The organism is Glaciibacter sp. 2TAF33 (assembly GCF_052114945.1).
Classification (GTDB): domain Bacteria; phylum Actinomycetota; class Actinomycetes; order Actinomycetales; family Microbacteriaceae; genus Cryobacterium.
Map to the genome: position 1 here is coordinate 77641 of NZ_JBFRFS010000007.1, position 23293 is coordinate 100933.

General features: G+C 68.0%; 21 protein-coding genes and 1 tRNA gene. 16 read left to right on the top strand and 6 right to left on the bottom strand.

Going from position 1 to position 23293, the window contains the following annotated elements; all coding sequences use genetic code 11:
• The first annotated feature begins 24 nt into the window (after nt 1-24).
• From rsmI to AB4Y94_RS08630, 11 genes are all read left to right on the top strand, one after another.
• Entirely contained in the window at nt 25-879 is an 855-nt protein-coding gene (rsmI, locus tag AB4Y94_RS08580; protein ID WP_441727315.1) for a 16S rRNA (cytidine(1402)-2'-O)-methyltransferase, read from the top strand.
• Between the two features lie 115 nt (nt 880-994).
• Nucleotides 995-2005 (top strand): NADP-dependent oxidoreductase, encoded by a 1011-nt coding sequence (locus tag AB4Y94_RS08585; protein WP_441727316.1) that lies wholly within the window; start codon nt 995-997, stop codon nt 2003-2005.
• A gap of 41 nt (nt 2006-2046) precedes the next feature.
• Nucleotides 2047-3609, top strand: a complete 1563-nt coding sequence (metG, locus tag AB4Y94_RS08590; protein WP_441727317.1) for a methionine--tRNA ligase — start codon at nt 2047-2049, stop codon at nt 3607-3609.
• Nucleotides 3602-4567 carry a TatD family hydrolase gene (locus AB4Y94_RS08595; protein WP_441727318.1) on the top strand — a complete coding sequence of 322 codons (966 nt, stop codon included), beginning with the start codon at nt 3602-3604 and terminating at the stop codon, nt 4565-4567. Before metG ends, AB4Y94_RS08595 begins: the two co-directional genes overlap by 8 nt.
• A 203-nt stretch (nt 4568-4770) precedes the next feature.
• Nucleotides 4771-5568, top strand: coding sequence for a 16S rRNA (adenine(1518)-N(6)/adenine(1519)-N(6))-dimethyltransferase RsmA (gene rsmA / locus AB4Y94_RS08600; RefSeq protein WP_441727446.1), 798 nt, complete (start codon nt 4771-4773; stop codon nt 5566-5568).
• Nucleotides 5569-5595: 27 nt separating this feature from the next.
• Nucleotides 5596-6156: a DUF4287 domain-containing protein gene (locus AB4Y94_RS08605; protein WP_441727319.1), complete on the top strand. Its 561-nt coding sequence runs from the start codon at nt 5596-5598 to the stop codon at nt 6154-6156.
• A 9-nt stretch (nt 6157-6165) separates the two neighbouring features.
• Entirely contained in the window at nt 6166-7101 is a 936-nt protein-coding gene (locus tag AB4Y94_RS08610) for a 4-(cytidine 5'-diphospho)-2-C-methyl-D-erythritol kinase (protein WP_441727320.1), read from the top strand.
• A 194-nt stretch (nt 7102-7295) separates the two neighbouring features.
• Entirely contained in the window at nt 7296-9131 is a 1836-nt protein-coding gene (locus tag AB4Y94_RS08615; protein WP_441727321.1) for an ABC-F family ATP-binding cassette domain-containing protein, read from the top strand.
• A gap of 183 nt (nt 9132-9314) precedes the next feature.
• A complete protein-coding gene (locus tag AB4Y94_RS08620; protein WP_441727322.1) occupies nt 9315-10199 on the top strand; it encodes a MetQ/NlpA family ABC transporter substrate-binding protein in 885 nt (294 codons plus the stop codon).
• Nucleotides 10200-10310: 111 nt separating this feature from the next.
• A complete protein-coding gene (locus tag AB4Y94_RS08625; RefSeq protein ID WP_441727323.1) occupies nt 10311-11354 on the top strand; it encodes a methionine ABC transporter ATP-binding protein in 1044 nt (347 codons plus the stop codon).
• Nucleotides 11354-12013 (top strand): methionine ABC transporter permease, encoded by a 660-nt coding sequence (locus AB4Y94_RS08630; protein WP_441727324.1) that lies wholly within the window; start codon nt 11354-11356, stop codon nt 12011-12013. The genes AB4Y94_RS08625 and AB4Y94_RS08630 overlap by 1 nt, the downstream gene beginning before the upstream one ends.
• A gap of 69 nt (nt 12014-12082) precedes the next feature.
• Here the strand turns inward: AB4Y94_RS08630 and AB4Y94_RS08635 are convergent, their stop codons facing one another.
• Nucleotides 12083-12640 (bottom strand): dihydrofolate reductase family protein, encoded by a 558-nt coding sequence (locus tag AB4Y94_RS08635; RefSeq protein ID WP_441727325.1) that lies wholly within the window; start codon nt 12638-12640, stop codon nt 12083-12085.
• A gap of 60 nt (nt 12641-12700) precedes the next feature.
• Nucleotides 12701-13192, bottom strand: a complete 492-nt coding sequence (locus AB4Y94_RS08640; RefSeq protein WP_441727326.1) for a MarR family winged helix-turn-helix transcriptional regulator — start codon at nt 13190-13192, stop codon at nt 12701-12703.
• A gap of 136 nt (nt 13193-13328) precedes the next feature.
• Here AB4Y94_RS08640 and AB4Y94_RS08645 point away from each other — a divergent pair.
• The 3 genes from AB4Y94_RS08645 to AB4Y94_RS08655 all read left to right on the top strand — a co-directional run bounded on the left by AB4Y94_RS08645 (nt 13329) and on the right by AB4Y94_RS08655 (nt 15862).
• Nucleotides 13329-13400: transfer RNA gene (locus AB4Y94_RS08645), tRNA-Gln, on the top strand.
• A gap of 59 nt (nt 13401-13459) precedes the next feature.
• Nucleotides 13460-14884 (top strand): bifunctional UDP-N-acetylglucosamine diphosphorylase/glucosamine-1-phosphate N-acetyltransferase GlmU, encoded by a 1425-nt coding sequence (gene glmU / locus AB4Y94_RS08650; protein WP_441727327.1) that lies wholly within the window; start codon nt 13460-13462, stop codon nt 14882-14884.
• Nucleotides 14885-15862 carry a ribose-phosphate diphosphokinase gene (locus AB4Y94_RS08655; protein ID WP_441727328.1) on the top strand — a complete coding sequence of 326 codons (978 nt, stop codon included), beginning with the start codon at nt 14885-14887 and terminating at the stop codon, nt 15860-15862.
• A gap of 63 nt (nt 15863-15925) precedes the next feature.
• Here the strand turns inward: AB4Y94_RS08655 and AB4Y94_RS08660 are convergent, their stop codons facing one another.
• Nucleotides 15926-16291: a hypothetical protein gene (locus tag AB4Y94_RS08660; protein ID WP_441727329.1), complete on the bottom strand. Its 366-nt coding sequence runs from the start codon at nt 16289-16291 to the stop codon at nt 15926-15928.
• Nucleotides 16292-16445: 154 nt separating this feature from the next.
• Between AB4Y94_RS08660 and AB4Y94_RS08665 the strand changes: the two genes are divergently transcribed.
• Nucleotides 16446-17726, top strand: a complete 1281-nt coding sequence (locus tag AB4Y94_RS08665; protein WP_441727330.1) for an APC family permease — start codon at nt 16446-16448, stop codon at nt 17724-17726.
• Between the two features lie 90 nt (nt 17727-17816).
• Here the strand turns inward: AB4Y94_RS08665 and AB4Y94_RS08670 are convergent, their stop codons facing one another.
• Complete coding sequence (locus AB4Y94_RS08670) at nt 17817-18674, bottom strand: sugar phosphate isomerase/epimerase family protein (RefSeq protein WP_441727331.1); 858 nt, start codon at nt 18672-18674, stop codon at nt 17817-17819.
• 164 nt (nt 18675-18838) lie between these two features.
• On the opposite strand from AB4Y94_RS08670, the gene AB4Y94_RS08675 reads away from it, so the two are divergent.
• Nucleotides 18839-19744 carry an oxygenase MpaB family protein gene (locus tag AB4Y94_RS08675; protein ID WP_441727332.1) on the top strand — a complete coding sequence of 302 codons (906 nt, stop codon included), beginning with the start codon at nt 18839-18841 and terminating at the stop codon, nt 19742-19744.
• Nucleotides 19745-19988: 244 nt separating this feature from the next.
• On the opposite strand, the gene gndA is transcribed toward AB4Y94_RS08675, so the two are convergent.
• Entirely contained in the window at nt 19989-21458 is a 1470-nt protein-coding gene (gndA, locus tag AB4Y94_RS08680) for an NADP-dependent phosphogluconate dehydrogenase (RefSeq protein WP_441727333.1), read from the bottom strand.
• Between the two features lie 54 nt (nt 21459-21512).
• Nucleotides 21513-23249 carry a glycoside hydrolase family 3 protein gene (locus AB4Y94_RS08685; RefSeq protein WP_441727334.1) on the bottom strand — a complete coding sequence of 579 codons (1737 nt, stop codon included), beginning with the start codon at nt 23247-23249 and terminating at the stop codon, nt 21513-21515.
• Between the last annotated feature and the right edge of the window lie 44 nt (nt 23250-23293).

Genomic DNA, 23293 nt, shown 5'->3' on the forward strand with positions numbered 1-23293 from the left:
GGCCCCGGCTGCGAGACTGGGGGGATGATCATCCTGGCAGCGACACCGATTGGAAACCTCGGGGATGCGTCGGCGCGCCTGGTCGAGGCGCTGGGCACCGCCACCGTCATCGCCGCCGAGGACACCCGCGTCACCGTGCACCTGCTGAGGGCGCTCGGCATCGATAATCGGCCGCAACTGATCAGCCTGCACGACCACAACGAGCGGGGCAAGGCCGCCGAACTGGTCGAGCTGGCCCGCGACACCAACCTGCTGGTGCTCAGTGACGCCGGGATGCCGACCGTCTCCGATCCGGGCTTCCACCTGGTCGAGGCCGCGATCAACGCCGGCGTGGTGGTCTCGGCGCTCCCCGGGCCGAGCGCCGTCCTCACCGCCCTGGCTGTGTCGGGACTGCCCACCGACCGGTTTACGTTCGAGGGCTTTCTGCCCCGCAAGCCCGGAGACCGGCGCGGCGCCCTCCGTGAGCTGGCCGGCGAGCGTCGGACCATGGTGTTCTTCGAGTCGCCGAACCGCCTGGCCGCGTCGCTTGCGGATGTCGCATCGACGCTGGGTGCGGATCGCCGGGTCGTGGTCTGCCGCGAGCTCACGAAATTCTATGAAGAGGTCAAACGCGGCACGGCCACCGAACTGGCCGAGTGGGCCGCCGGGGGAGTGAAGGGCGAGATCGTCGTCATCGTCGCCGGCGCTGAACTCCGGGTGGTGGACCTGGACACCGGCGTCGCCGAGGTGCTTGCGCTCGTGGCGGGCGGCATCCGCTTGAAGGATGCGGCGTCGGACGTCGCCGCGGCGACGGGCCTCGGCAAGCGCGACCTCTACGAGGCCGCCCTCAAGCTCAAGCCCTCCACCCCGCGCCCCGCCCCCTCCGCGAACCCGCAGTAGTTGGGGTTATGAGCCCCGAATAAACCCAACTACTGCAGGCTCGCGGGGGCAGGAAGGGGAATAGTGAGCGCGGCTCAGCGTTAATGGTCGTAGAGGCGCGACTCGGAGGTGGGTCATGGCGCAGGCAGTGATGTATTCCCGGTATGGCGGTCCTGAAGTCCTCGAGCTGGTCGACGTGGCCAAGCCCGTCGCAGGCGCCGGCGAAGTGGTCGTCGAGGTCATGGCCGCTGGCCTGAACCCAATCGAGACCGGCATTCGGGAAGGCCGCTTCGCAAGCGAGCGACCTGCTCGCTTCCCTGTGGGACAGGGAAGCGACTTCGCCGGCTTTGTCGCCGATGTGGGGCCGGGCGTCACCGGCTGGAATCCGAACGATTCCGTTCTCGGGCACATCACGCAGGGAGCCCAATCCGGGTACGTCGTGGTGCCGGCCGGCAACCTGATTCGCAAACCCGAACACCTTTCGTGGGAGGTGGCAGGGAGCCTCTACGTAGCGGCGTCGCTCGCGGTCGACGCCGTGCAGGCGGCCAACCCCGGCCCCGGGAAGACCGTGCTCGTGCACGCGGCCGCCGGGGGCGTCGGCAGCATCGCCGCGCAACTCGCCAAGCTCCGCGGCGCCACCGTGATCGGTACGGCCAGCCCGGCCAGCTTCGACTATCTGCGCTCCTGGGGAGTGATTCCTGTCGAATACGGGCCGGGGCTTGAGGAACGCCTGGCAGCGATCGCCCCCGACGGCATCGACACGGAGCTTGAGCACGTCGGCGACCACGTCCTGCCGAACCTTGACTCGGCCGACAATCAGGCGCTGACCCGGGTCGCCGCCCTGGTGGCCAACCGGCAGATCGTCATGCCGGTCGCCGCGATCTACCCGCTGTCGAATGTGCAGGACGCCTACCGGGAGCTCGAAGCCGGCCACGCCCACGGGAAGATCGTGCTCAGCATGGTCCCGGTCGAGTACGCCAGGCAGAAGGTGCACGGCATCGACATGCGTGAAACCGAAGCCACCCGCGACGACCCGAACCGCGCGCCGATCCCTCCCGCCCACGAAGTGCTGCCGCCGGTGTTCGGTCACCGCCACCACACCACGCACGAGACACCGTCGGCCGAGTCACGAACCCGCTACATGTGAGGCGCCGATCGGCATCCGCTCGTCCCAATAAGATGTACAGCATGTCCGATGGCTCTTCTTTCTACATCACCACGCCGATTTTCTACGTGAATGATGTGCCGCACATCGGGCACGCCTACACGGAGGTGGCCACCGACGTACTCGCCCGCTGGCACCGGCAGGCCGGCGACGACGCCTGGCTGCTCACCGGCACTGACGAGCACGGCCAGAAGATCCTCCGCACCGCGCTCGCCAACGGCACCACTCCCAAGGAGTGGGCAGACCGCCTGGTGGAGACCGCGTGGAAGCCGCTGCTGTCCACCGTCAACATCGCCAACGACGACTTCATCCGCACCACCGACCCCCGCCACGAGGTCAACGCCGCCAAGTTCCTGCAGCACCTGCACGACCGCGGCCACATCTACACCGGCGAATACGAGGGCTACTACTGCGTGGGGTGTGAGGAGTACAAGCAGCCCAGCGACCTCGTCGACGGCACCGGCGAGTACGAGGGCCAGCAGGTCTGCGCCATCCACTCCAAGCCGGTCGAACTGCTGCACGAGAAGAACTACTTCTTCCGGATGAGCGCCTTCGCCGACCAGCTGCTGGCGCTCTACGAGGAGAACCCGCTTTTCGTGCAGCCCGAGTCCGCCCGCAACGAGGTCGTCTCCTTTGTGAAGAAAGGCCTGGCCGACCTGTCGATCTCACGGTCCAGCTTCGACTGGGGCATCAAGGTGCCGTGGGATGAAAGCCACGTCGTCTACGTCTGGTTCGACGCCCTGCTCAACTACATCACCGCCGCCGGCTACGGCCACGACGAGGAGAAGTTCGCCCGCCTCTGGCCGGCGACGCACATCATCGGCAAGGACATCCTTCGCTTCCACGCCGCGATCTGGCCGGCGATGCTGATGGCGGCCGGCATCGAGGTGCCCAAGCAGGTCTTCGGGCACGGCTGGCTCCTCGTCGGTGGCGAGAAGATGTCCAAGTCCAAGCTCACCGGCATCGCCCCCAACCAGATCACCGACACCTTCGGCTCCGACGCGTTCCGGTATTACTTCATGCGCGCGATCAGCTTCGGCCAGGACGGCTCCTTCTCCTGGGAAGACCTCTCCGCCCGCTACCAGTCCGAACTGGCCAATGGTTTCGGCAACCTGGCCTCCCGGGTGATCGCGATGGTCACCCGCTACTGCGACGGCGAGATCCCCGCCGCCGGCACGAACACCCCGGCCGACGAACAGATCAGAGCGACCGAGAAGCGCGCAACGGATGCCGCTGGCGCGGCCATCGACCGGCTCGCGATCCACGAGGCGATCGCCGCGATCTGGGAACTGGTCGACGAGCTCAACGGGTACATCACGGTGCAGGAACCGTGGGGCCTGGCCAAGGATCCCGCTAACCGGGAACGCCTGGAGACCGTGCTGCACACCGCGGTACGCGGCCTGGGCACCCTCGCCGTGCTGCTGTCCCCGGTGGTCCCAGAGGCCACCGCGAAGCTGTGGACCGCCCTCGGCGGCGACGGCCTCGTCACCGACCAGCGCATCGACCGGGCCTGGGAATGGACCGGCGGAACCCACGTCTCGCCGCTGGAGGCGCTGTTCCCGCGCATCGAGGCGACCGTTGGCTAGCGACGGCCCGGAGCCCGGCGACGCCGGCGCGATCCGCAAGCGCGAGCAGACCGACGGCCGCGACCTGAGTTACCCGCCGCTGCCGGAGCCCCTCACGGTCGGCGTCTACGACAACCACACCCACCTGGAGATCGCCGACGGCGACGACCCGCTCAGCGTCGCCGAGCAACTCGACCGGGCCTCCAGCGTCGGCGTGCGCGGCGTGATCCAGGTCGGTGGCGACCTGGAGACCTCCCGCTGGTCGGCCGAGACCGCCGCGTTCGAGCCCCGGATGCTCGCGGCCGTCGCCATCCACCCCAATGAGGTGCCGGGCTACGAGGCCGCGGGCACGCTCGATGACGCGCTCCGCGAGATCGCCCAGCTCGCCGGCCGCCCCCGCGTGGTGGCCATCGGCGAAACCGGCCTGGACTTCTTCCGCACCGACGAAGACGGGCGGCCCGCCCAGTACCGCTCGTTCGAAGCGCACATCGAGATCGCCAGGCAGAACAACCTGGCCCTCCAGATTCACGACCGCGACGCCCATGCCGAGGTCATCGCCACCCTGCACCGGGTCGGCGCCCCCGAGCGCACGGTGTTCCACTGCTTCTCCGGCGACGCCGACATGGCTCTCATCTGCGCGAAGAACGGCTGGTACATGTCGTTCGCCGGAAACGTGACCTTCAAGAACGCCCACAACCTGCGCGAGGCGCTCGCCGTCGCGCCTCGCAACCTGTTGCTGGTCGAGACCGACGCCCCGTTCCTCACCCCGGCGCCGTTCCGCGGCCGGCCGAACGCGCCGTACCAACTGCCCAACACCTTGCGGGCGATGGCCGACTTCCTCGAAACGGATGTCTCGGTGCTCGCCGCCCAGATCTCCTCCAACACCGAACTCGTCTACGGACGATGGGACGCGGAGCCGGTGACGTCGCCGCACGGTGCCATGCGACAGGGCGAGGGCCCGGACGGCGGCGTCGCATGAGCGGCCCCGACTCCCCGGACGTCGAGCCCCCGGCGGTCGAGCCTGTCGAGACCGAGCCCCCGGTGGTCGAGCCTGTCGAGACCGAGCCTGTCGAGACCGAGCCTGTCGAGACCCCGATCACCGCGCACGGCCGCCACGCATCCCCCTCGCCGGCCGCACCCAGCGCCCTCCTGGGGCCGGCCGAGATCCGCGACCTGGCGGAGATGCTCGGGGTCAACCCGACCAAGAAGCTCGGCCAGAACTTCGTCATCGACGGCAACACCGTGCGGCGCATCGTCCGGTCCGCCGAAGTCGCCGCCGGCGACACCGTCGTCGAGGTCGGCCCGGGTCTCGGCTCGCTGACCCTTGGCCTGCTGGAGACCGGCGCCGGCGTGGTGGCCGTGGAGATCGACGACCGGCTGGCCGAGCAGTTGCCGCTGACCGTGGAACTGATGCAGCCGGGGGCACCGCTCACCGTCATCCGTGCCGACGCCCTGCGCATCACCGAACTGCCCGGCGCCCCCACGCGGCTGGTCGCAAACCTGCCGTACAACGTCTCGGTGCCGGTGCTGCTGCACCTGCTCGAGCACTTCGACTCCATCCGCGCCGGCGTGGTCATGGTGCAGGCCGAAGTCGGCGAACGCCTCGCAGCGCCGCCCGGCTCCAAGGTCTACGGCAGCCCGAGCGTCAAGGCGGCCTGGTACGGCGCCTTCCGCACCGTCGGAAAGGTGAGCAGGCAGGTGTTCTGGCCGGTGCCGAACGTCGATTCCATCCTCGTCGGCTTCCACCGCCGGGATCAGCCGCTGGAGTCCGAGGAGCTGCGGCTGGCCACCTTCGCCCTCGTCGACGCGGCGTTCCAGCAGCGCCGGAAGATGCTGCGGCAATCACTCTCGGTGGTCCTCGGTGGCTCGACCAGCGCATCCGCTGTCATCACAGCGGCCGGGGTCGACCCGACGGCTCGCGGCGAGCAGCTCACTGTGGACGACTTCCTCGCGATCGCGCGCGCCTGGCCTTCTGAGTAGCGGATCCGGTCGGGTAGCGTGGGCGTCATGGCAGCCAGGACCGTCACCAGCCGCACCGACGGTATGAGCGACGACGCCCTCACCGACGCAACCGGGAAGGGCTGGGCCGAATGGTTCGCCCTGCTCGACGCCACCGACGCCACGACCTGGACGCACCCGCAGATCGCCGCCTGGCTGTACACCGAACACCAGGTGCCGCGGTGGTGGTGCCAGACCGTCACGGTCGGATTCGAGCAGGCGCGCGGGATGCGCCTGCCGGGCCAGCGCGCCGACGGGACCTTCGAAGTGAGTACCTCCGCCACGCTGTCGGCCGACCAGCCGGGCGCGCTGGACGCGGTGGTCGCCGTCGTCACCGATGCGCTCGGTGCGCCGGCCAGCGAGAACCGTGAGGCGAAGTACGCCACCGCCCGGTGGAAGCTCGACGGGCGTGAGTCCCTGCTGGTGACGTCCAACCCGGCCAACGGCGGGAAGACATCCGTTTCACTGACCCACCAGCGGATGTCGACGCCCGAGCAGGTCGCGCCGGCCAAGGCCGCGATGGTGCTGTGGCTGGCGGCGGCGCGCGATCGGTGCAGTGGGCTGGGCTAGGTTAGGAACATGACCATCCCGGCCAGCTCGCAGGTAGTCCATACCAGAGCGCCGGGGAAGGTGAACGTCTTCCTCAAGGTCGGCGCGGTCATGGACGACGGGTACCACGACGTCGCGACCGCGTACCAGGCGGTATCGCTGTACGAGGACGTGCGGGCGTATCCGGCGGACGACTTCTCGGTCGAGTTCACCGGCAGCATCGACACGTCGGGGCTCAGCACCAACGGAAGCAACCTCGCGATCAAGGCCGCCAGGACCCTGGCCAGGCGAGCGGGCTACCGGGGCGGGGTGCGGCTCGAAATAGAGAAGAATGTGCCGATCGCCGGCGGAATGGGCGGCGGATCGGCGGATGCCGCAGCCACCCTGCTCGCCTGCGACACGCTGTGGGGCACCGAGGCGACCAAGGACGAGTTGCTCGCGATCGCCGCCAAACTGGGCGCCGACGTGCCCTTCTCGTTCACCGGCGGCACCGCCGTCGGGACCGGCCGCGGCGATCAGCTGAGTCCGGCGCTGGCCAAGGGGCAGTTCCACTGGGTGTTCGCCATCGCCGAGTTCGGCATGTCCACTCCTGGCGTGTACACGGAACTCGACCGGCACCGCGACCGCCACGCCCAGGACATTTTCCCCGCGTCGCACCAACCCACGGTTGACGCCAATGTGCTGCAGGCGCTCCGCGCGGGCGACCCGGTCATGCTCGCCGAGTCGCTGCACAACGACCTGCAGGCCCCCGCGCTGCACCTGGCGCCGGGGCTCGGACGCGTGCTCGAGCTCGGTGAGGAGAACGGCGCCCTGGCCGGCATCATCTCCGGGTCCGGCCCGACGGTGGCGTTCCTGGTCGCCGACGCCGACAGCGCCCTTGAGCTGCAGGTGGCGCTCTCCGCGTCGCGCCTGAGGGCGGTGCGCGCCACCGGCCCGGTGCACGGCGCCCGCCTCGTCCACGACTAGGCGCACCCCGCATCCGCTCCCGCATCCGCTCCCGCTCCCGCGAACCTGCACTTGTTGGGGTTATGAGGGCGTCTTAAGCCCAACAAGTGCGTTCTCGCGTAACGGGGGTCTCGAGTAATTGGAGGCGCAGCGTAACGGGAGAGGGCGCGACGCGCAAAAGGAACGCACAGGCGCGCCCGGTAAGCTCGGAGGCAATGGCACACTTGCTCGGGGCTGAAGCCCTGCACCTCGAATTCCCCACCCGCGTCATCTTCGACAATGTCACCACCGGCATCGACGAGGGCGACAGGATCGGCGTCGTCGGTCGCAACGGCGACGGAAAGTCGACCCTGCTGAACCTCCTCGCCGGCCGCATGGAACCCGACTCCGGCCGCGTCACGCGCCGCCGGGGGGTGACACTGGGCATCCTCGACCAGGCCGACGACCTCGTCCAGGGCGTCACCGTCGGGCAGGCCATCGTCGGCGGCATCGAGGAACACGTCTGGGCCGGCGATTCCAAGGTGCGCGACGTCATCGCCGGCCTGGTCCGCGACATCCCCTGGGACGCCCTGGTCGACGACCTCTCCGGTGGCCAGCGCCGCCGGGTGGCTCTCGCCGCTGTGCTCACCGGCGACCACGACGTCATCTTCCTCGACGAGCCCACCAACCACCTCGACGTGGAGGGGATCGCCTGGCTGGCCGGGCACCTGAAGACCCGCTGGGCCCCGCGCGACGGCGGCCTCGTGGTCGTCACCCACGACCGCTGGTTCCTCGACGAGGTCTGCACCGCGACCTGGGAGGTGCACGACCGCATGATCGAGCCCTTCGAGGGCGGCTACGCGGCGTACATCCTGCAGCGCGTCGAACGAGACCGGATGTCATCCGTCACCGAAGCGAAACGCCAGAACCTGATGAAGAAGGAGCTGGCCTGGCTCCGCCGCGGCGCCCCGGCCCGCACCGCCAAGCCGAAGTTCCGCATCGACGCCGCCAACGTGCTGATCGAGAACGAGCCGCCGCCCCGCGACACCGTCACGATGCAGTCGATGGCGATGCAGCGCCTCGGCAAGGATGTCGTTGACCTGCTCGACGTCTCCGTCACCTTCCCCGCCTCGGCGAAGACGCCGGAGAAGCACGTGCTGCACGACATCACCTGGCGAATCGCGCCGGGCGAGCGCACCGGCATCATGGGCGTCAACGGCGCCGGCAAGTCCACACTGCTCAGCCTGGTGGCCGGCACGCTGCAGCCCACCAGCGGCAAGGTCAAGCGCGGCAAGACCATCAAGGTCGCCGTGCTCACCCAGCAGCTGTTCGAGCTCGAGCACATCCAGAACGACCGGGTCAGCGAAGTCATCGGCCGGCAGAAGTCGTCCTACGCCGTCGCCGGCAAGGAGATCACCCCCGGGCAGATGCTCGAGCGGATGGGCTTTATGAGCGCCCAGCTGCAGACCCAGGTCAAGGACCTCTCCGGCGGCCAGAAACGCCGCCTGCAGCTGCTCCTGATCGTGCTCGACGAGCCGAACGTCCTGATCCTCGACGAGCCCACCAACGACCTCGACACCGACATGCTCGCCGCCATGGAAGACCTGCTCGACTCCTTCCCCGGCACCCTGCTCGTGGTCTCCCACGACCGGTACCTCATCGAGCGTGTCACCGACAACCAGTACGCGGTCATGAACGGCGGTTTCCGGCACCTGCCCGGCGGCGTCGACCAGTACCTCGAGCTGCGTCGTCTAGCGGATGCCGGCGCCGGCGCCGCGCAGACCGGGTCACCCACCGAAGGCATCGGCGGCGGTGGCACCGCAACACGCACGCGCAAGCTCGCCATCGGCGGCGCCGAACTCCGGAACGCCCAGAAGGAACTCGCATCGATCGACCGCAAGGTCGCCAAGATGCAGGCCAGGGTGGCGGAACTCCACGAGAAGCTGGCCGTGCACGACCAGTCGGATTACGACGGCCTCGGGACGCTCACCCGCGAGATCGCCGACCTGGACGCATCCGTCGCCGGCTTCGAAACCCGCTGGATCGAACTTTCCGAACTGATCGAGGGCTGACCCCGCAGATGCTGTGACGGAGTGTGACGTTGCGGCCAGCGGGTCGCAGCATCCGCCGGTAACGTAGAACTGTGCCTCGCAGGGTTGCGGCACAGCCCCCACTGAACACTCCGTGGGCCCACTGTGCCCACATTCGCTCTCGCGTGAACCCGCCAGGCCCACACAGCGAAAGGGAATCACACAGTGAAGAAGAAGTTTTTGGCCGCCCTCGCGGTCGTACCGCTGGTTGCGTTGCTGGCCGGCTGCGCCGGAGCCAGCGGCTCAGGCGACAGCGCCGACAACGTGGTCAAGATCGGCGTCGTCGGCGCCAGCGACCCGTACTGGGCCGACTACAAGCAGGCCGCAGCGGATGAGGGAATCAAGGTCGACATCGTCGACTTCTCCGACTACCCGCAGCCCAACCCGGCGCTGACCGAGGGCGAGATCGACCTCAACCAGTTCCAGCACATCGTTTACCTGGCCGACTACAACGTGTCAACCAAGCAGGACCTGGTCCCGATCGGCGCCACCGCCATCTACCCGCTCGCCCTGTACTCCACGAAGGTGAAGAGCGTCGACGGCATCAAGAAGGGCGACACGGTCGCCGTTCCGAACGACCCCAGCAACCTGTCGCGCTCACTGCTGGTGCTGCAGTCGGCAAAGCTGATCGTGCTGAAAGACGGCGGAAGCATCTTCTCCACCCTGGACGACATCGACACCGGCAAGTCCAAGGTCACCGTGAAGGCGCTCGAGGCCTCCCTCACGCCGACTTCGCTTCCGGACGTCGCGGCGGCGATCATCAATAACGACTTCGTCGAGAAGGCCGGGCTGAAGTTCGAGGACGCCATCGCGAAGGACGACCCCTCCGACCCCAACGCGCTGCCGTACGTGAACATCTTCGCCGCCCGCGCCAAGGACAAGGACAACGCGACCTACAAGAAACTTGTCGAGATCTACCAGAACAACAAGAAGGTCCAGGACGGCGTTCGCGCGATCTCCGGCGGATCCGCCATCCTGGTGAAGACCCCGGTCGCCGATCTCGAGAAGTCGCTGAAGACCGTCGAGAAGGACACCGCAGCCCAGAAGTAGACCCGTCTTTCCCGTCCGCGAGTGCGGGCAAATGGCCGCCTCCGAGCACCGGTAGCCGGCCCTTTGACCGCACTCGCGGACTTCTTCACGCAGGTCCGGAAGGATTATCCCATGCCCGTCGTCAGCCTCCGCGGCGTCTCCAAGGTGTACCCGCCCACGACCAAGGGTGGCAACCCGGTCGTGGCGATCGACGACGTGAGCCTCGACGTCGAAGCCGGCGACGTGTACGGCATCATCGGCTACTCCGGCGCCGGCAAGAGCACGCTGGTGCGACTGGTCAATGCCCTCGAACGTTCCACGAACGGCGCCATCCTGGTCAACGGGCAGGACATCGCGCGGCTCCCCGAGCGGGCGTTGCGGCCGGTGCGCCTCGGCATCGGCATGATCTTCCAGCAGTTCAACCTGTTCAGCTCGCGCACGGTTGCCGGCAACATCGCCTACCCGCTCGAGGTGGCCGGACGTTCCAAGGAGGAGCGGGACACCCGGGTGGCTGAGCTCCTGGACTTCGTCGGGCTAGCGGACAAGGCGCGCGCCTACCCCGACCAGCTCTCCGGCGGCCAGAAGCAGCGGGTGGGCATCGCCCGGGCACTCGCGACCCAGCCCAGCATCCTCCTCGCCGACGAGGCCACCAGTGCCCTCGACCCGGAGACCACGCACGAGGTCCTCGCCCTGCTCAAGCGGGTGAACCAGGAGTTCGGCGTCACCATCATCGTGATCACCCACGAGATGGACGTCATCCAGACCATCGCCACCAAGGTCGCGGTGATGGACCAGGGCCGCGTGATCGAACGCGGCGACGTCTTCGACGTGTTCTCGAATCCGCAGCACGCGGCATCGGCTCGTTTCGTCGGCACTGTCGTGAAGGGCGTGCCGAGCGCCGCAGAGCTCGCGGTGCTCCGCGAGCGCCACCCGGGGCGCATCGTCACCTTGTCGTTCCGCGACGCCGACGTCGACCAGAAGGCGGTCTTCGGCGAATTCACCTCCGCCGGCGTTGCCTTCGAGGTTATCTACGGCGGCATCAACGAAATCCAGGGCCGGCCGTTCGGTCACCTCACCCTGTCGCTGAGCTCGGGAACATCCCGAGCGGATGCCGCGGTGGTCGACGCCGCGCTCGACCGGGTCCGAAGACTGACCACCGTGACGGAGGTGCGCTGATGGATGCCCTGATCGAACTGCTGCCCCTGCTCTGGACCTCCGCCGTTGAGACCCTGTACATCGTCGCGCTCACCCTGTTCTTCGGCGGCATCGGTGGCCTGATCGTGGGTCTCGGCCTGTACCTGTCCCGGGCGGGCAACATCCTGGAGAACCGCCCGGTGTTCCTGGTGCTCAACGTGCTGGTCAACTTCGTCAGGCCCATCCCGTTCATCATCTTCCTGGCCGCAGCGCAACCACTGGCGCGGCTGGTGGTGGGAACCGGCATCGGAAACCCGGCCATCATCTTCACGATCTCGCTCGCGGCGTCCTTCGCGATGGGACGGATCGTCGAGCAGAACCTGCTCACCGTCTCACCCGGGGTGATCGAGGCGGCCAGGTCCGTGGGCGCCGGCCCGGTGCGGATCATCTTCACCGTGCTGCTGCCGGAGGCCCTCGGCCCGCTGATCCTCGGCTACACCTTCATCTTCGTGGCGCTGGTGGACATGTCGGCTGTCGCCGGTTATGTCGGCGGCGGCGGACTCGGTAACTTCGCATTGCTCTACGGATATCGCCAGTTCAACCCGATCGTCACCTGGGCGGCCGTGCTGCTGATCATCGTGCTGGTGCAGGCCGTGCAATTCCTGGGCAACTGGCTGGCCCGGAAGGCATTCCGGCGCTGACCGGGTCCGGGCGGGCTCGACCACCGGGTCTCGACGGTCTCTACCAGCCGGTGATCGAGCCCGTCGAGATCACACCACCCGGTAGCGCAGGAACACCGTCCCGCTGCCGAAGCGGCGCTCGTCGACCAGCTCCAGCGGCACGCGCACCCCGTCCGGCAGCGCCGCGGTGCCGCCGCCGACCAGGATCGGCGTGACGAACAGCTGGATCTCGTCGACCAGTCCGGCCGTGATCGCCTGCGCGGCGAGGTGCGCTCCACCCACACCGAGGTCGCGCGACGACTCTGCCTTGAGCCGCCGAACCTCGGTCGGGTCGAACGCCCGCTCGATCCTGGTTCGGGCGCTGGAGGGGGCTTGAAGCGTGGTGGAGAACACCACCTTGTCTGCCGCCTGCCAGATCCCGGCGAAGTCCCGCTCCACCGAGGCCTCCCCGGGTTCGGCCCCGGCGGTTTCCCAGTAGACCATCGTTTCGTACATCCGGCGGCCGTACAGGTAGGTGCCGATCGGGCGCTCCACATCGTTGACGAACCCGTGCACCGCGGGGTCAGGAGCTGCCCAATCGAAGGTGCCGGCGGCATCCGCTGTGTAACCGTCGAGGGAGGTGATCGCCGAGTAGATCAGCCTGGCCATGTGGACCTCCGCGGTGAGTGTCGAGGCGTGCTCGCCGTTCGTCCAGTCGAAGGCGAGCGTTCAGTCGAAGTCGAGCGACAGCTTACGCAACAACCCGGCCAGGCGCTCCTGGTCGGCCGCCGAAAGTGTGGAGAGCAGGTCGGCCTCCGCATCGACCAGCCGGGTGATGGCGGCATCGACCCGGGCGAGGCCGTTCGGGGTCATACTGACCAGCACGCCGCGGCCGTCGCCGGGGTCGGCGCGACGGGTGACGAGGCCACGTTCGACCAGGCGGTCGATGCGATTGGTCATGGTTCCGCTGGAGACCAGGGTCTGCTGCAGCAGGGACTTCGGGCTGAGTTCGTACGGCGTGCCGGCGCGGCGGAGCGCGGAGAGCACATCGAACTCCCACACCTCCAGCTCAGAGCGGGAGAAGGCGGTACGGCGCGCCCGGTCCAGGTGTTTCGCCAGCCGGCCCACGCGGGAGAGCACCTGGAGCGGCGCGAAATCGAGGTCGGGGCGTTCCCGCAGCCAGGCGCCGACAATGCGGTCGACTTCATCATGTGCGGGCATCCGTCCATTATCCCGGCTCCGGTGGCATTCTCCCGGCCGCACCGATGGATACGCACCCCACGCCAGCGAGGAGCTGTTCGAGACGGGTTCGACATCTGGCAGACTTGACTGCGGCGCCGGTTCATAGCCGGCGTGATCCGCCGTAGTGTAACGGCAGCACGGCAACCTTTGGAGTTGTTCGGTCCAGGTTCGAATCCTGGCGGCGGAGCACACGCTTCTAATCTGCGCAGCCAATCTGCGCAGCCATCGCGTTCCAGGGGAGACCAGTTGACAGACCGACACCTTGCCATCATCGTCCTGGCCGCGGGGCAGGGCACCCGCATGAAGTCCAGCCTGCCGAAGCTGCTGCATCCGCTGGCCGGTGTTCCCATCGTCAGTCACGTGCTGGCCACGGCGCGTGCCCTCGATGCCGCCCACGTCGTCACCGTCGTGCGCCACGAGCGTGACCGGCTCGCTGCCGTCATCGCCCAAGACCTGCCGGAGAGCGTGATCGTCGACCAGGACGAGGTCCCCGGCACGGGACGCGCGGTCGAGCAGGCCGTCGCGGCCCTCCCCGACGACTTCACCGGCGACGTGCTCGTGATCAACGGCGACGTCCCGCTGTTGAACGCGCAGACCCTCGCCTCCTTCATCACCAAGCACCGCGCCAGCGCGGCCTCCGCCACCGTGCTGTCGGCCCGTCCCGCCGACGTGAACGGGTACGGCAGGATCGTGCGAAACGGCACCGGCGCGTTCGACCGCATCGTCGAGCAGAAGGACGCCACCGCCGACGAACTCGGGATCGACGAGATCAACGCCGGCGTGTACCTGTTCGGCCTGAACGCGCTGCGTGACCAGCTCGCGAACCTCACCACCGACAATTCACAGGGCGAGAAGTACCTCACCGATGTGATCGAACTGCTGCGCGGGGCCGGCTCAGAGGTCACCGCGGTGCCGGTCGCCGAGCCCTGGGTCGTCGCCGGCATCAACGACCGCGCGCAGCTCAGCGAGACCGCGGCCATCCTCAACGCCCTGATCGTGCGCGGATGGCAGCTCGCCGGGGTGACCGTGCAGGACCCGGCCAGCACCTGGATCGACCTCCGCGCGACGCTCGCCCCCGACGTCACGATCCTGCCCGGCACCCAGATCCTGGGTTCCACAGTGATCGAGACCGGTGCGACGGTGGGTCCGGACACCACAGTCCTCGACTGCGAAATCGGAGCGGATGCGACGGTGAAACGCACCGACGCGACCCTCGCGGTGATCGGCTCCGGGGCATCCGTCGGCCCGTTCGCCTACCTCCGCCCGGGCACGCATCTCAGCGCGGATGGCAAGATCGGCACCTTCGTGGAGACCAAGAACGCCGTCATCGGCGTCGGCAGCAAGGTGCCGCACCTCAGCTATGTCGGCGACGCGACGATCGGGGAGGGCGCCAATATCGGCGCCGGAACCATCTTCGCCAACTACGACGGGGTGAACAAGCACCGCTCTGAGATCGGGTCGCACGTGCGCACCGGGTCGCACAACGTGTTCGTCGCGCCGATTAGGATTGGTGACGGAGCCTACACAGGGGCCGGGACCGTGGTCCGCAAGGACGTGCCCGCCGGGTCGCTCGCTATCAACGTGGCTCCGCAGCGCAACATGGACGGCTGGGTTCAGGCCAACCGCCCCGGAACCGATGCGGCGAACGCCGCAGCTAAGAGCGGAGACTGAGTGTCTGGAATCAAGAGCAGCGGCGAAAAACGACTTGTATTGATTTCCGGCCGGGCGCATCCGCAGCTCGCGCTCGACATCGCCGATGAACTTGGTTCCGAATTGGTGCCGACCGATGCTCGCACCTTCGCCAATGGTGAGATCTACGCCCGGTTCGACGAGAGCGTGCGGGGCAGCGACGCCTTCGTGATCCAGTCCCACACCCAGCCGATCAACGAGTGGCTGATGGAACAGCTGATCATGGTCGACGCCCTCAAGCGCGCCTCCGCCAAGCGCATCACCGTGGTCGCGCCGTTCTACCCGTACGCCCGCCAGGACAAGAAGGGCCGCGGCCGCGAGCCGATCTCCGCGCGCCTGGTCGCCGACCTGTTCAAGGTCGCCGGCGCTGACCGGATCATGTCAGTTGACCTGCACGCGGCGCAGATCCAGGGCTTCTTCGACGGCCCGGTCGACCACCTGTTCGCGATGCCGGTGCTCCTGGCGCATGTGCGCGAGACCATGGATGTGTCCAACCTCACCGTCGTGTCGCCGGACATGGGCCGGGTGCGGGTGGCCGACATCTGGAGCGACAAGCTCGGTGCGCCGCTGGCCATCATCCACAAGCGTCGCGACCCGCTGGTGCCGAACCAGGTTTCGGTGCACGAGATCGTCGGCGAGGTCAAGGGCCGCGTCTGCCTACTCGTCGACGACCTGATCGACACCGGCCGCACCATCGTGAAGGCGGCGGAGGCCCTGCACGCGGCCGGCGCCCTCGGCGTCGTCGTCGCCGCAACACACGGCGTCTTCAGCGATCCCGCGGTCGAGCTCCTGCAGAGCAACGCGATCACTTCAGTCGTGGTCACCGACACCCTGCCGGTCCCCGAGGACAAGCGATTCCCGACGCTGACCGTGCTCCCGATCGCCCCGCTGCTGGCCCGCGCCATCCGCGCCGTGTTCGAGGACGACTCGGTCACGTCGATGTTCGACGGCGCCGCGTAGCCCACGCCTTCACGCGGCATCCGCTGCTCACCCATGCGCGTGAGCGAACGGTCGGCCCCGGAGCTATGAGCGGATGCCGCGCGTCTCCAGCCCCGGTGCCGCCGGAATGATTCCGAGCGGCTCGACAAAGGTCTGCCGTTCGTTCTGGTCGATGGAGTAGCACTGCCAGCCGAACCCGCCAGCACCGGAGAACTCGAACCGCGCGTCCGACGCCTCCGCGAACGGGTAGTACCGCGCCACGGCGACCCGGCAGGCGTTGGCGGCGGTGTTCGACGCCAACTGCATCGTGGTGAGGATGCCGGGCACCACCAAGGCCACCAGCCCGAGCACCACCACGACGCGCATCATTGTCGTCACACGCTTGCTGCGCAGTGGGCGTGACTCATCGCTCGGTTCGTAGCCGGAGAGTTCGGGGTGGTAGTCGCTCATGGTTGTTCCTACACCCAGTATCGGCCATGACCGCGCCGCTCGCACGCCGGACCCGCACCCTCACCGGCCACGGCGGTGGACGCAAGCGTTGCCGGCGCGGCGCGCCCCCGCGACGCGGCCCCGAATGTTCACCCGCCGTGGTTAGTGTTCCTCTATGGCGGCACTGCAGCGACACCTCGGCGTCGGTCGCGCCATGATCGTCGGCCTGGCCGCCATGATCGGCGCGGGCGTCTTCTACGTGTGGGCGCCGGCTGCCGCGGCTGCGGGAACCGGGCTCCTGATCGGCGTGGTCGTCGCCGGACTGATAGCCTCCCTCAACGCCCTCAGCTCCACCCAGCTCGCCATGGCCTACCCGGTGTCCGGGGGCGCTTACGCCTACGGCCGGGCCACTCTCGGCCCGTGGTGGGGATTCACGGCGGGCTGGCTCTTCATGGCCGGCAAGACTGCGTCCGCCGGTGCGATCGCCCTGATCGTGGGCGGTTACCTCTGGCCGGACGCCGCCCGTCCGGTCGCCGTGGCGGCCATCGTTGCGCTCGGCCTGGTCAACGCGGCCGGCATCCGCAGCACCGCCGGCGTCAGCGCAGTCATCGTGGCAGTGGTGATCAGCGGGCTGCTGGTGCTGTTCACCATGATCGGCCTCCGGGGCGGGGGAGACCCCGCCCACCTCGACCTCTCCACCATCGCGGATGCCGGCTGGTACGGCATCCTCCAATCGGCAGGCCTGCTGTTCTTCTGTTTCGCCGGGTACGCCCGGATGGCCACGCTCGGTGAGGAGGCGAAGGACCCGCGTCGGACGCTGCCGCGGGCGATCCTCAGCGCACTCGGGATCACCCTGGTGCTGTACGCCGTGATCGGCCTGCTCTGCGTGACGATCCTCGGGCCGGAAGCACTGGCCCGGTCGGTGTCGCCGCTGGCCGACGTGCTGACCACGGTCGTCGGGGGCGCAACCGACGACGGCACGGCCGCGGCCAACCCGTGGGTGGTGCTCGCCCGCATCGTCGCGGCCGTTGCCGGACTCGGATCGCTGCTCGGGATCCTCGCCGGCCTCAGCCGTACCGGCCTGGCGATGGCTCGCAATCGTGACCTGCCCGGCCCGCTCAGCCGCATCTCGAACCGCACCCACGCCCCGGTCGTCGCTGAGGCGGCCATCGGCCTGATTGCGATCGCCTCGGTGCTGCTGCTCGACCCGGCGCAACTCGTCGGGTTCTCCGCGTGTTCCGTGCTGGTCTACTACGCGATCGCGCACCTGGCGGCACTGCGCCAGGGCGGCGCCGACCGCTGGCTTCCGCGCGTCGTGCAGTACGCCGGCGTGAGCGGATGCCTGCTCCTCGCCTTCACCCTGCCCTGGCAGGGGATCGTGGTGGCAGCGGCGTGGCTCGCCGTCGGACTTGCCGCGCGCGGCATCCGCGTGGTGACGACCCGTCACGCCACGTAAGGGGCCAGGAAATCCTAGTCAACGGCATCCGCGACTGGCCTTTCCTGGCCCCTCACGGGCGCAGGTGGGCTTGCCACCCGAGGAGAAACCCTAGAAGAGGTCGGCGTAGCCGAGTGCGACGAGGTTGTCGTACGAGGTCTGCAGGCACTCCAGCGGGGTGCGGCCGTACTGCTCGTCCTGCTCGACGAGGAGGTACTGGGCGCCGATCTCCTTGCTGGTCTCGATGATCGAGGCGAAGTCGAGGTTGCCCTCGCCGACCTCGGCGAACTGCACGACGTCCTTGAACGCGGCCATGAACCCCGGGAAGTCGCCCTTGGTCAGCGCCTCGAAGCCCTCGGGTGCGATCTGGCCGATGCGGTAGTCCTTGAGGTGCACCATGGCGACGCGGTCGCTGTACTTCTTCAGGGTGGTGACCGGGTCGAGTCCACCACGCTGCACCCAGTGCACGTCGACCTCCAGGCCCATCAGCGGGGCGCGGTCGGCGATGATGTCGAGCAGGAACGTGCCGTCATACTTCGCGAACTCGATGTGGTGGTTGTGGTAGTACAGCGCGATGCCGTGCTCCCGCAGGCGGGCGGCCATATCGTTGCTCGCGTCGCAGAACTCGAGCACCTTGTCGAGCGAGGCCATTGCATCGAACGGCAACATGCCCATGCGGATCATGGTCGCGCCCAGCGTCTTCGCGTCGGCGACGATCTTGTCGAAGTCGCCGGTGAGCGATTCCCCGCCCACCGGGCCCGGCGTCAGTCCCGCCGACAGCGAGGCGATCTCCATGCCCAGTTCGTCCCGTGCCCGGACGAGCTCGGCGACGTTCTCCGGCGTCATCGGGATCTGCGAGATCTCCACGGCGTGGTAGCCGATCTCGCTCACCTGCCGGAGCGTCTCGAAGGGTCCCATCTTCGCGAAGTTGTCCTTGAGCATCATTGCCTGTACGCCGATTTTCGCCATTGATTCGTCCTCCTCGGGCAGGGGTTCCGCGTTTTGGAAACCGGTTGCCATTCCGTCCTATTATTGCACTGTCTTTCTCCCGATGCCACAGCCCCGTTCCAAGCCGGAAGGCGTATAAACGAGAAGACACAGACGACACCCGCTGTGAGACGAGGAAGGCGCACATGGTTCGCTGGAGGCAGGCCGCAGCGCGACGTCGCCGGGCACCGGTCAGGCCCGCGGACTGGATCCCCGCCATCCTGAACGGAACCGATGAGGGGTTTTTCGGCCCGGGCAGCGCGGTCTGGGCGGTCAACGGCGCCATTCCGACCACGGTCGCCGGCATCCGTGCCCTGCTGATCCAGACACTCCACCCGGGCGCGATGGCGGGCGTGCACGATCACTCCCGCTTCCAGGAGGATGCGATGGGTCGCCTGAACGGCACCATTCGCTGGGTCGCGACCACGACTTTCGGTGATACCGAGACGGCTCGCGCCGGCGCACGGGCGGTCCAGCGTGTCCACCGTGGAATCGTCGGCGAATACACCGATGGTTCCGGAGTGGAACGCGGGTATGCGGCGAACGATCCCGACCTCGCCAGGTGGGTGCACAACGCCTTCACCGAGGCGTTCCTGGGCGCCCATCTGATCTGGGGCGGCCCCATCCCGGGCGGCCCGGACCGCTACGTCCGCGAATGGGCGCGAGCCGGCGAGCTGATGGGCGTGGAGAACCCGCCCACCAGCCGGCGCGAACTGACCGAGCAGTTGGATGCGTTCCTCCCGGAGTTGCGCGCCGATGAACGCGTGGCCGCTGCGGTGCAGTTCATCCGGCGGCCCTCGGTGTCGCCCGCGATCCGGCGCATCTACCCGACCCTGTTCGCCGGGGCGGTCGCCTCGCTGCCCGAGCGCTATCGCCAGCTCCTCGGGTTGCGGCGCCCGCGGTGGCCCGCGGTCACGGCAACCCGCGTGTTGCTGTGGGGAATGACACTCGTCCTCGGCCGCACCTCACCCAGCGAACGCGCCGCTATGCACCGGCACGCGCGCCTCACAGACGGCGGCTCGACGGCGGCGATGCCAGACGCAGACACCTGACGATTGCGTGAAGCGAAAACCGGACGAATCGCTCAAGCGTCGCCCTACGCCGGAAGAATCGGGGCATATTCGACGAGCACTCCGGTTTTCGCGACAAGCCCGAATCAGGTCGGTGCCGCGCCGTGCTCGCCGCGCAAAACGGATCCCTACCGGCGAGCGTTACAGTCCCGGTCGAGAGTGACCCGCGGAACTGGCACTCTCGACCGGGAAGGTAACTGTCGGGCCGATGGGGCCGCGGCCGCGTCTAGTGCGACGACCCCTCGGTCTCGATCTCGCTGCGGTCCCCGGACCACAGGGTGTGGAACACGCCGGGCATGTCGACGCGCTTATACGTGTGCGCACCGAAGAAGTCGCGCTGCCCCTGTACGAGGGCGGCGGGCAGGCGTTCCGCGGCGAGGGAGTCGAAGTAGCTCAGCGCCGATGAGAACCCCGGAACCGGGATGCCGGACAGCGCCGCGGTCGAGACCACTCGTCGCCACGCCGTCTCGCCGTCGGCCACGGCCGCCTTGAAGTACGGGTCGACCAGCAGCGTCGGAATGGTGGCGTCGTTGGCGTAGGCGTCGACGATGCGGTTCAGGAACTGGGCGCGGATGATGCAGCCGCCGCGCCAGATCGTGGCGATCGCGCCCTTGTCGATGTTCCAGCCGTACTTCACGGCGCCCGCGATGATGGCGTCGAAGCCCTGCGCGTAGGCGATGATCTTCGAGGCGTAGAGCGCCTGGCGCACGTCTTCCTGGAAGCTGTCCTCCACGTCGGTGCCGACGACCGCGATCTCCGGGCGGGCGTCGATGCCGGCGCGTACCGGTCCACGCTGCTCCGGGTGGCTGGAGACGGCGCGCGCGAACACGGCCTCGGCGATGCCGCCGACGGGAACGCCCAGGTCCAGGGCGTTCTGCACGGTCCAGACGCCGGTGCCCTTCGAGCCGGCCTCGTCGAGCACGATGTCGACGAACGGCTTGCCGGTCTTCGCGTCGACCTGGCGGAGTACCTCGGCGGTGATCTCGATCAGGTAGCTCTCGAGCTCGCCCGTGTTCCACTCGGCGAAGATGTCGGCGATGGCCACGGGGGAGTGCCCGCCGACCTGGCGGAGCAGATCGTACGCCTCGCCGATGAGCTGCATGTCGGCGTATTCGATGCCGTTGTGGATCATCTTGACGAAGTGTCCGGCGCCGTCGGTGCCCACGTGGGTCACGCATGGCACACCGTCGACGACGGCGGCGATCGATTCCAGGATCGGGCCGAGGGTCACATACGCCTCGGCGGAGCCGCCGGGCATGATCGACGGGCCCTTGAGCGCGCCCTCTTCACCGCCGGAGATCCCGGCGCCGACGAAGTTCACGCCGGTGGCGCTGACCGCCTTCTCGCGGCGGATGGTGTCGTGGAAGTCGGCGTTTCCGCCGTCGACGATGATGTCACCCGGCTCAAACAGTTCGGTGAGCTGGTCGATGACGGCATCTGTTCCCTTGCCGGCCTGCACCATGATGATCGCGGTGCGCGGCTTCTGCAGGGAGGCGACGAAGGCTTCGATGGTCTCGGATGGGACGAAGCCGGCCTCCGGGTGCTCGCTGGTGAGCAGGCGGGTGCGCTCCGGCGAGCGGTTGTACACCGCGACCGTGTTTCCCTCGCGGCTGGCGAGGTTGCGGGCGAGGTTCGAGCCCATCACCGCTAATCCGACGACTCCGATGTTTGCTGCTGCCGTGTCGCTTGTGGACATGGATACTCCCTGCTCGTGATCTATCGGTATGAGTTACAGGCTAGTAGCCTCGCGCTACAGCCGGGTGCCCCAGGTGTCGCACCAGACGTTCTCATTGAAGGTGCCGTGGAACTCCGAAGCCCCGGTGATCTTCTCGATGGCGGCGTGGATCGCCTCCCGGCTCGGGTTGTGCGCGTGCACCATGGTCTTGACCATCGGCACATCGATGAGGTGGTTCGGCTGGTTCAGTGAGACGAAGACCGTCGGCACCTCGGTCACGTACCAGGGAATCTCCGCTGCCATCGGCGTGGACCAGCGGATGCGCACGCTCGCCTCCTGCGCGAAGCCGGCGACGTTCGCGAACACGATCGCGGCGTCGTACTTGTCCGGGTACGCGGCATTGGCCTCGTCGGCCATCACGGTGTGGAAGTAGACGCCTTCTTCCCCCTCGGCCTTGCGCTGGGCGGCGTCCTTGAACACGTGCACCTCGAAGCCGGCCTTCTCGAGTTCGTCCTTGGCGATGACCAGGTATCCGCTCGGGTCGACGCCGGTGAAGTCCGCCTGGCCGGAGACGCCGTAGAGGCGGATGCGCTTGTGCTTCTCGGGCGTCAGCGGCAGGTTGCCCTGGGTGTCCTTGATAAGCGTGACGGTCTTGTCGGCGATGTCGGCGGCCACGGCGTGGTGCGCAGCGCTGCCGATGACGGCGAGCGCGTCCGGCGAGGGAACCACCCGATCGCGCGGCGTCGCGTGCAGGCCCAGGACCGCCTTCAGGCCGAGGATGCGCTCCAGCGCCTCCTGCAGGCGGGCCTCGGTGATGACGCCGGTGCGGTATCCGCTCAGCATGTACTCGAAGTCTTCGGCCGGATCGCGGAAGAAGAGGAACATATCGCAGCCGGCGGCGACGGCCGCGGGAACCAGGTCCTTGCGCTTCATCGCCTGGGTCATGCCGATCATCATCGAGGCGTCAGTCAGGATCAGGCCGTTGAACCCGAGCTCGCCGCGCAGCAGGTCCTGCAGCAGCTCAGGGGCGAGGGTGGCCGGCATGATCTCGCTGTCGGCGATGCCGGGACGGAACTTGCGGGACAACTCGGGGGCGCCGATGTGGCCGACCATGATCGACTGCACGCCGTGGTCGATCAGCTCGCAGTAGACCCGGCCGTAACTGGCTTCCCACTCGTCGACGCCGAGCGTGTTGTAGCTGGTCACCACGTGCTGGTCGCGCTCGTCCATGCCGTCGCCGGGGAAGTGCTTCATCGCGGCGACCGTGTTCGACTCCGAGAGGCCGTCGAAGTACTCCTTCGCCCGTTCGATGACGACCTCCGGGGTGTTGCCGAACGATCGGGTGCTGATCACGGTGTTGCGCCAGTTGTAGTGGATGTCGACGATCGGGGCGAACGCCCAGTTGCACCCCATCGCTGCGGTTTCAACGCCGGCCACCCGGCCCATGTCGCGCGCGATCGATTTGTCGGGGTGTGAGCCGGCCTGCAGGTGGGTCGACACGAGGGTTCCGTCGTCGGCGCTTCCGAAGCCGCCCATTTCCGGGTTGGACGCGACGAGCAGCGGGACCTTCGTCTTCGACTGGGCGTAGCGGATGTGCTCTTGTACGGTCGCAGAGTCGGCGCCCATGTAGCGAATGCCGCCGACGTGGTAGTTGTCGAGCACATTGTCCAGGTACTCGGGCGTGAAACTGGTGTTGAGGTTGATGAAGAGCTGGCCGATCTTCTCTTCGAGGCTGAGCGAGTCGATGGTGCGGTGCACCCAGTCGATAGCGTCGGCATCGAGGTTGAACGGTGTGGCGGTGAGGTCGACCATGGCACTTCCTTGTGTTCGAAACGGATGACGTGAGCGCGCGCGCA

Coding starts and splice junctions, on each gene's coding strand:
- rsmI (WP_441727315.1), top strand. CDS start 25: ATGATCATCCTGGCAGCGACACCGATTGGAAACCTCGGGGATGCGTCG.
- AB4Y94_RS08585 (WP_441727316.1), top strand. CDS start 995: ATGGCGCAGGCAGTGATGTATTCCCGGTATGGCGGTCCTGAAGTCCTC.
- metG (WP_441727317.1), top strand. CDS start 2,047: ATGTCCGATGGCTCTTCTTTCTACATCACCACGCCGATTTTCTACGTG.
- rsmA (WP_441727446.1), top strand. CDS start 4,771: ATGCTCGGGGTCAACCCGACCAAGAAGCTCGGCCAGAACTTCGTCATC.
- AB4Y94_RS08605 (WP_441727319.1), top strand. CDS start 5,596: ATGGCAGCCAGGACCGTCACCAGCCGCACCGACGGTATGAGCGACGAC.
- AB4Y94_RS08610 (WP_441727320.1), top strand. CDS start 6,166: ATGACCATCCCGGCCAGCTCGCAGGTAGTCCATACCAGAGCGCCGGGG.
- AB4Y94_RS08615 (WP_441727321.1), top strand. CDS start 7,296: ATGGCACACTTGCTCGGGGCTGAAGCCCTGCACCTCGAATTCCCCACC.
- AB4Y94_RS08625 (WP_441727323.1), top strand. CDS start 10,311: ATGCCCGTCGTCAGCCTCCGCGGCGTCTCCAAGGTGTACCCGCCCACG.
- AB4Y94_RS08630 (WP_441727324.1), top strand. CDS start 11,354: ATGGATGCCCTGATCGAACTGCTGCCCCTGCTCTGGACCTCCGCCGTT.
- AB4Y94_RS08635 (WP_441727325.1), bottom strand. CDS start 12,640: ATGGCCAGGCTGATCTACTCGGCGATCACCTCCCTCGACGGTTACACA.
- AB4Y94_RS08640 (WP_441727326.1), bottom strand. CDS start 13,192: ATGCCCGCACATGATGAAGTCGACCGCATTGTCGGCGCCTGGCTGCGG.
- AB4Y94_RS08660 (WP_441727329.1), bottom strand. CDS start 16,291: ATGAGCGACTACCACCCCGAACTCTCCGGCTACGAACCGAGCGATGAG.
- AB4Y94_RS08665 (WP_441727330.1), top strand. CDS start 16,446: ATGGCGGCACTGCAGCGACACCTCGGCGTCGGTCGCGCCATGATCGTC.
- AB4Y94_RS08670 (WP_441727331.1), bottom strand. CDS start 18,674: ATGGCGAAAATCGGCGTACAGGCAATGATGCTCAAGGACAACTTCGCG.
- AB4Y94_RS08675 (WP_441727332.1), top strand. CDS start 18,839: ATGGTTCGCTGGAGGCAGGCCGCAGCGCGACGTCGCCGGGCACCGGTC.
- gndA (WP_441727333.1), bottom strand. CDS start 21,458: ATGTCCACAAGCGACACGGCAGCAGCAAACATCGGAGTCGTCGGATTA.
- AB4Y94_RS08685 (WP_441727334.1), bottom strand. CDS start 23,249: ATGGTCGACCTCACCGCCACACCGTTCAACCTCGATGCCGACGCTATC.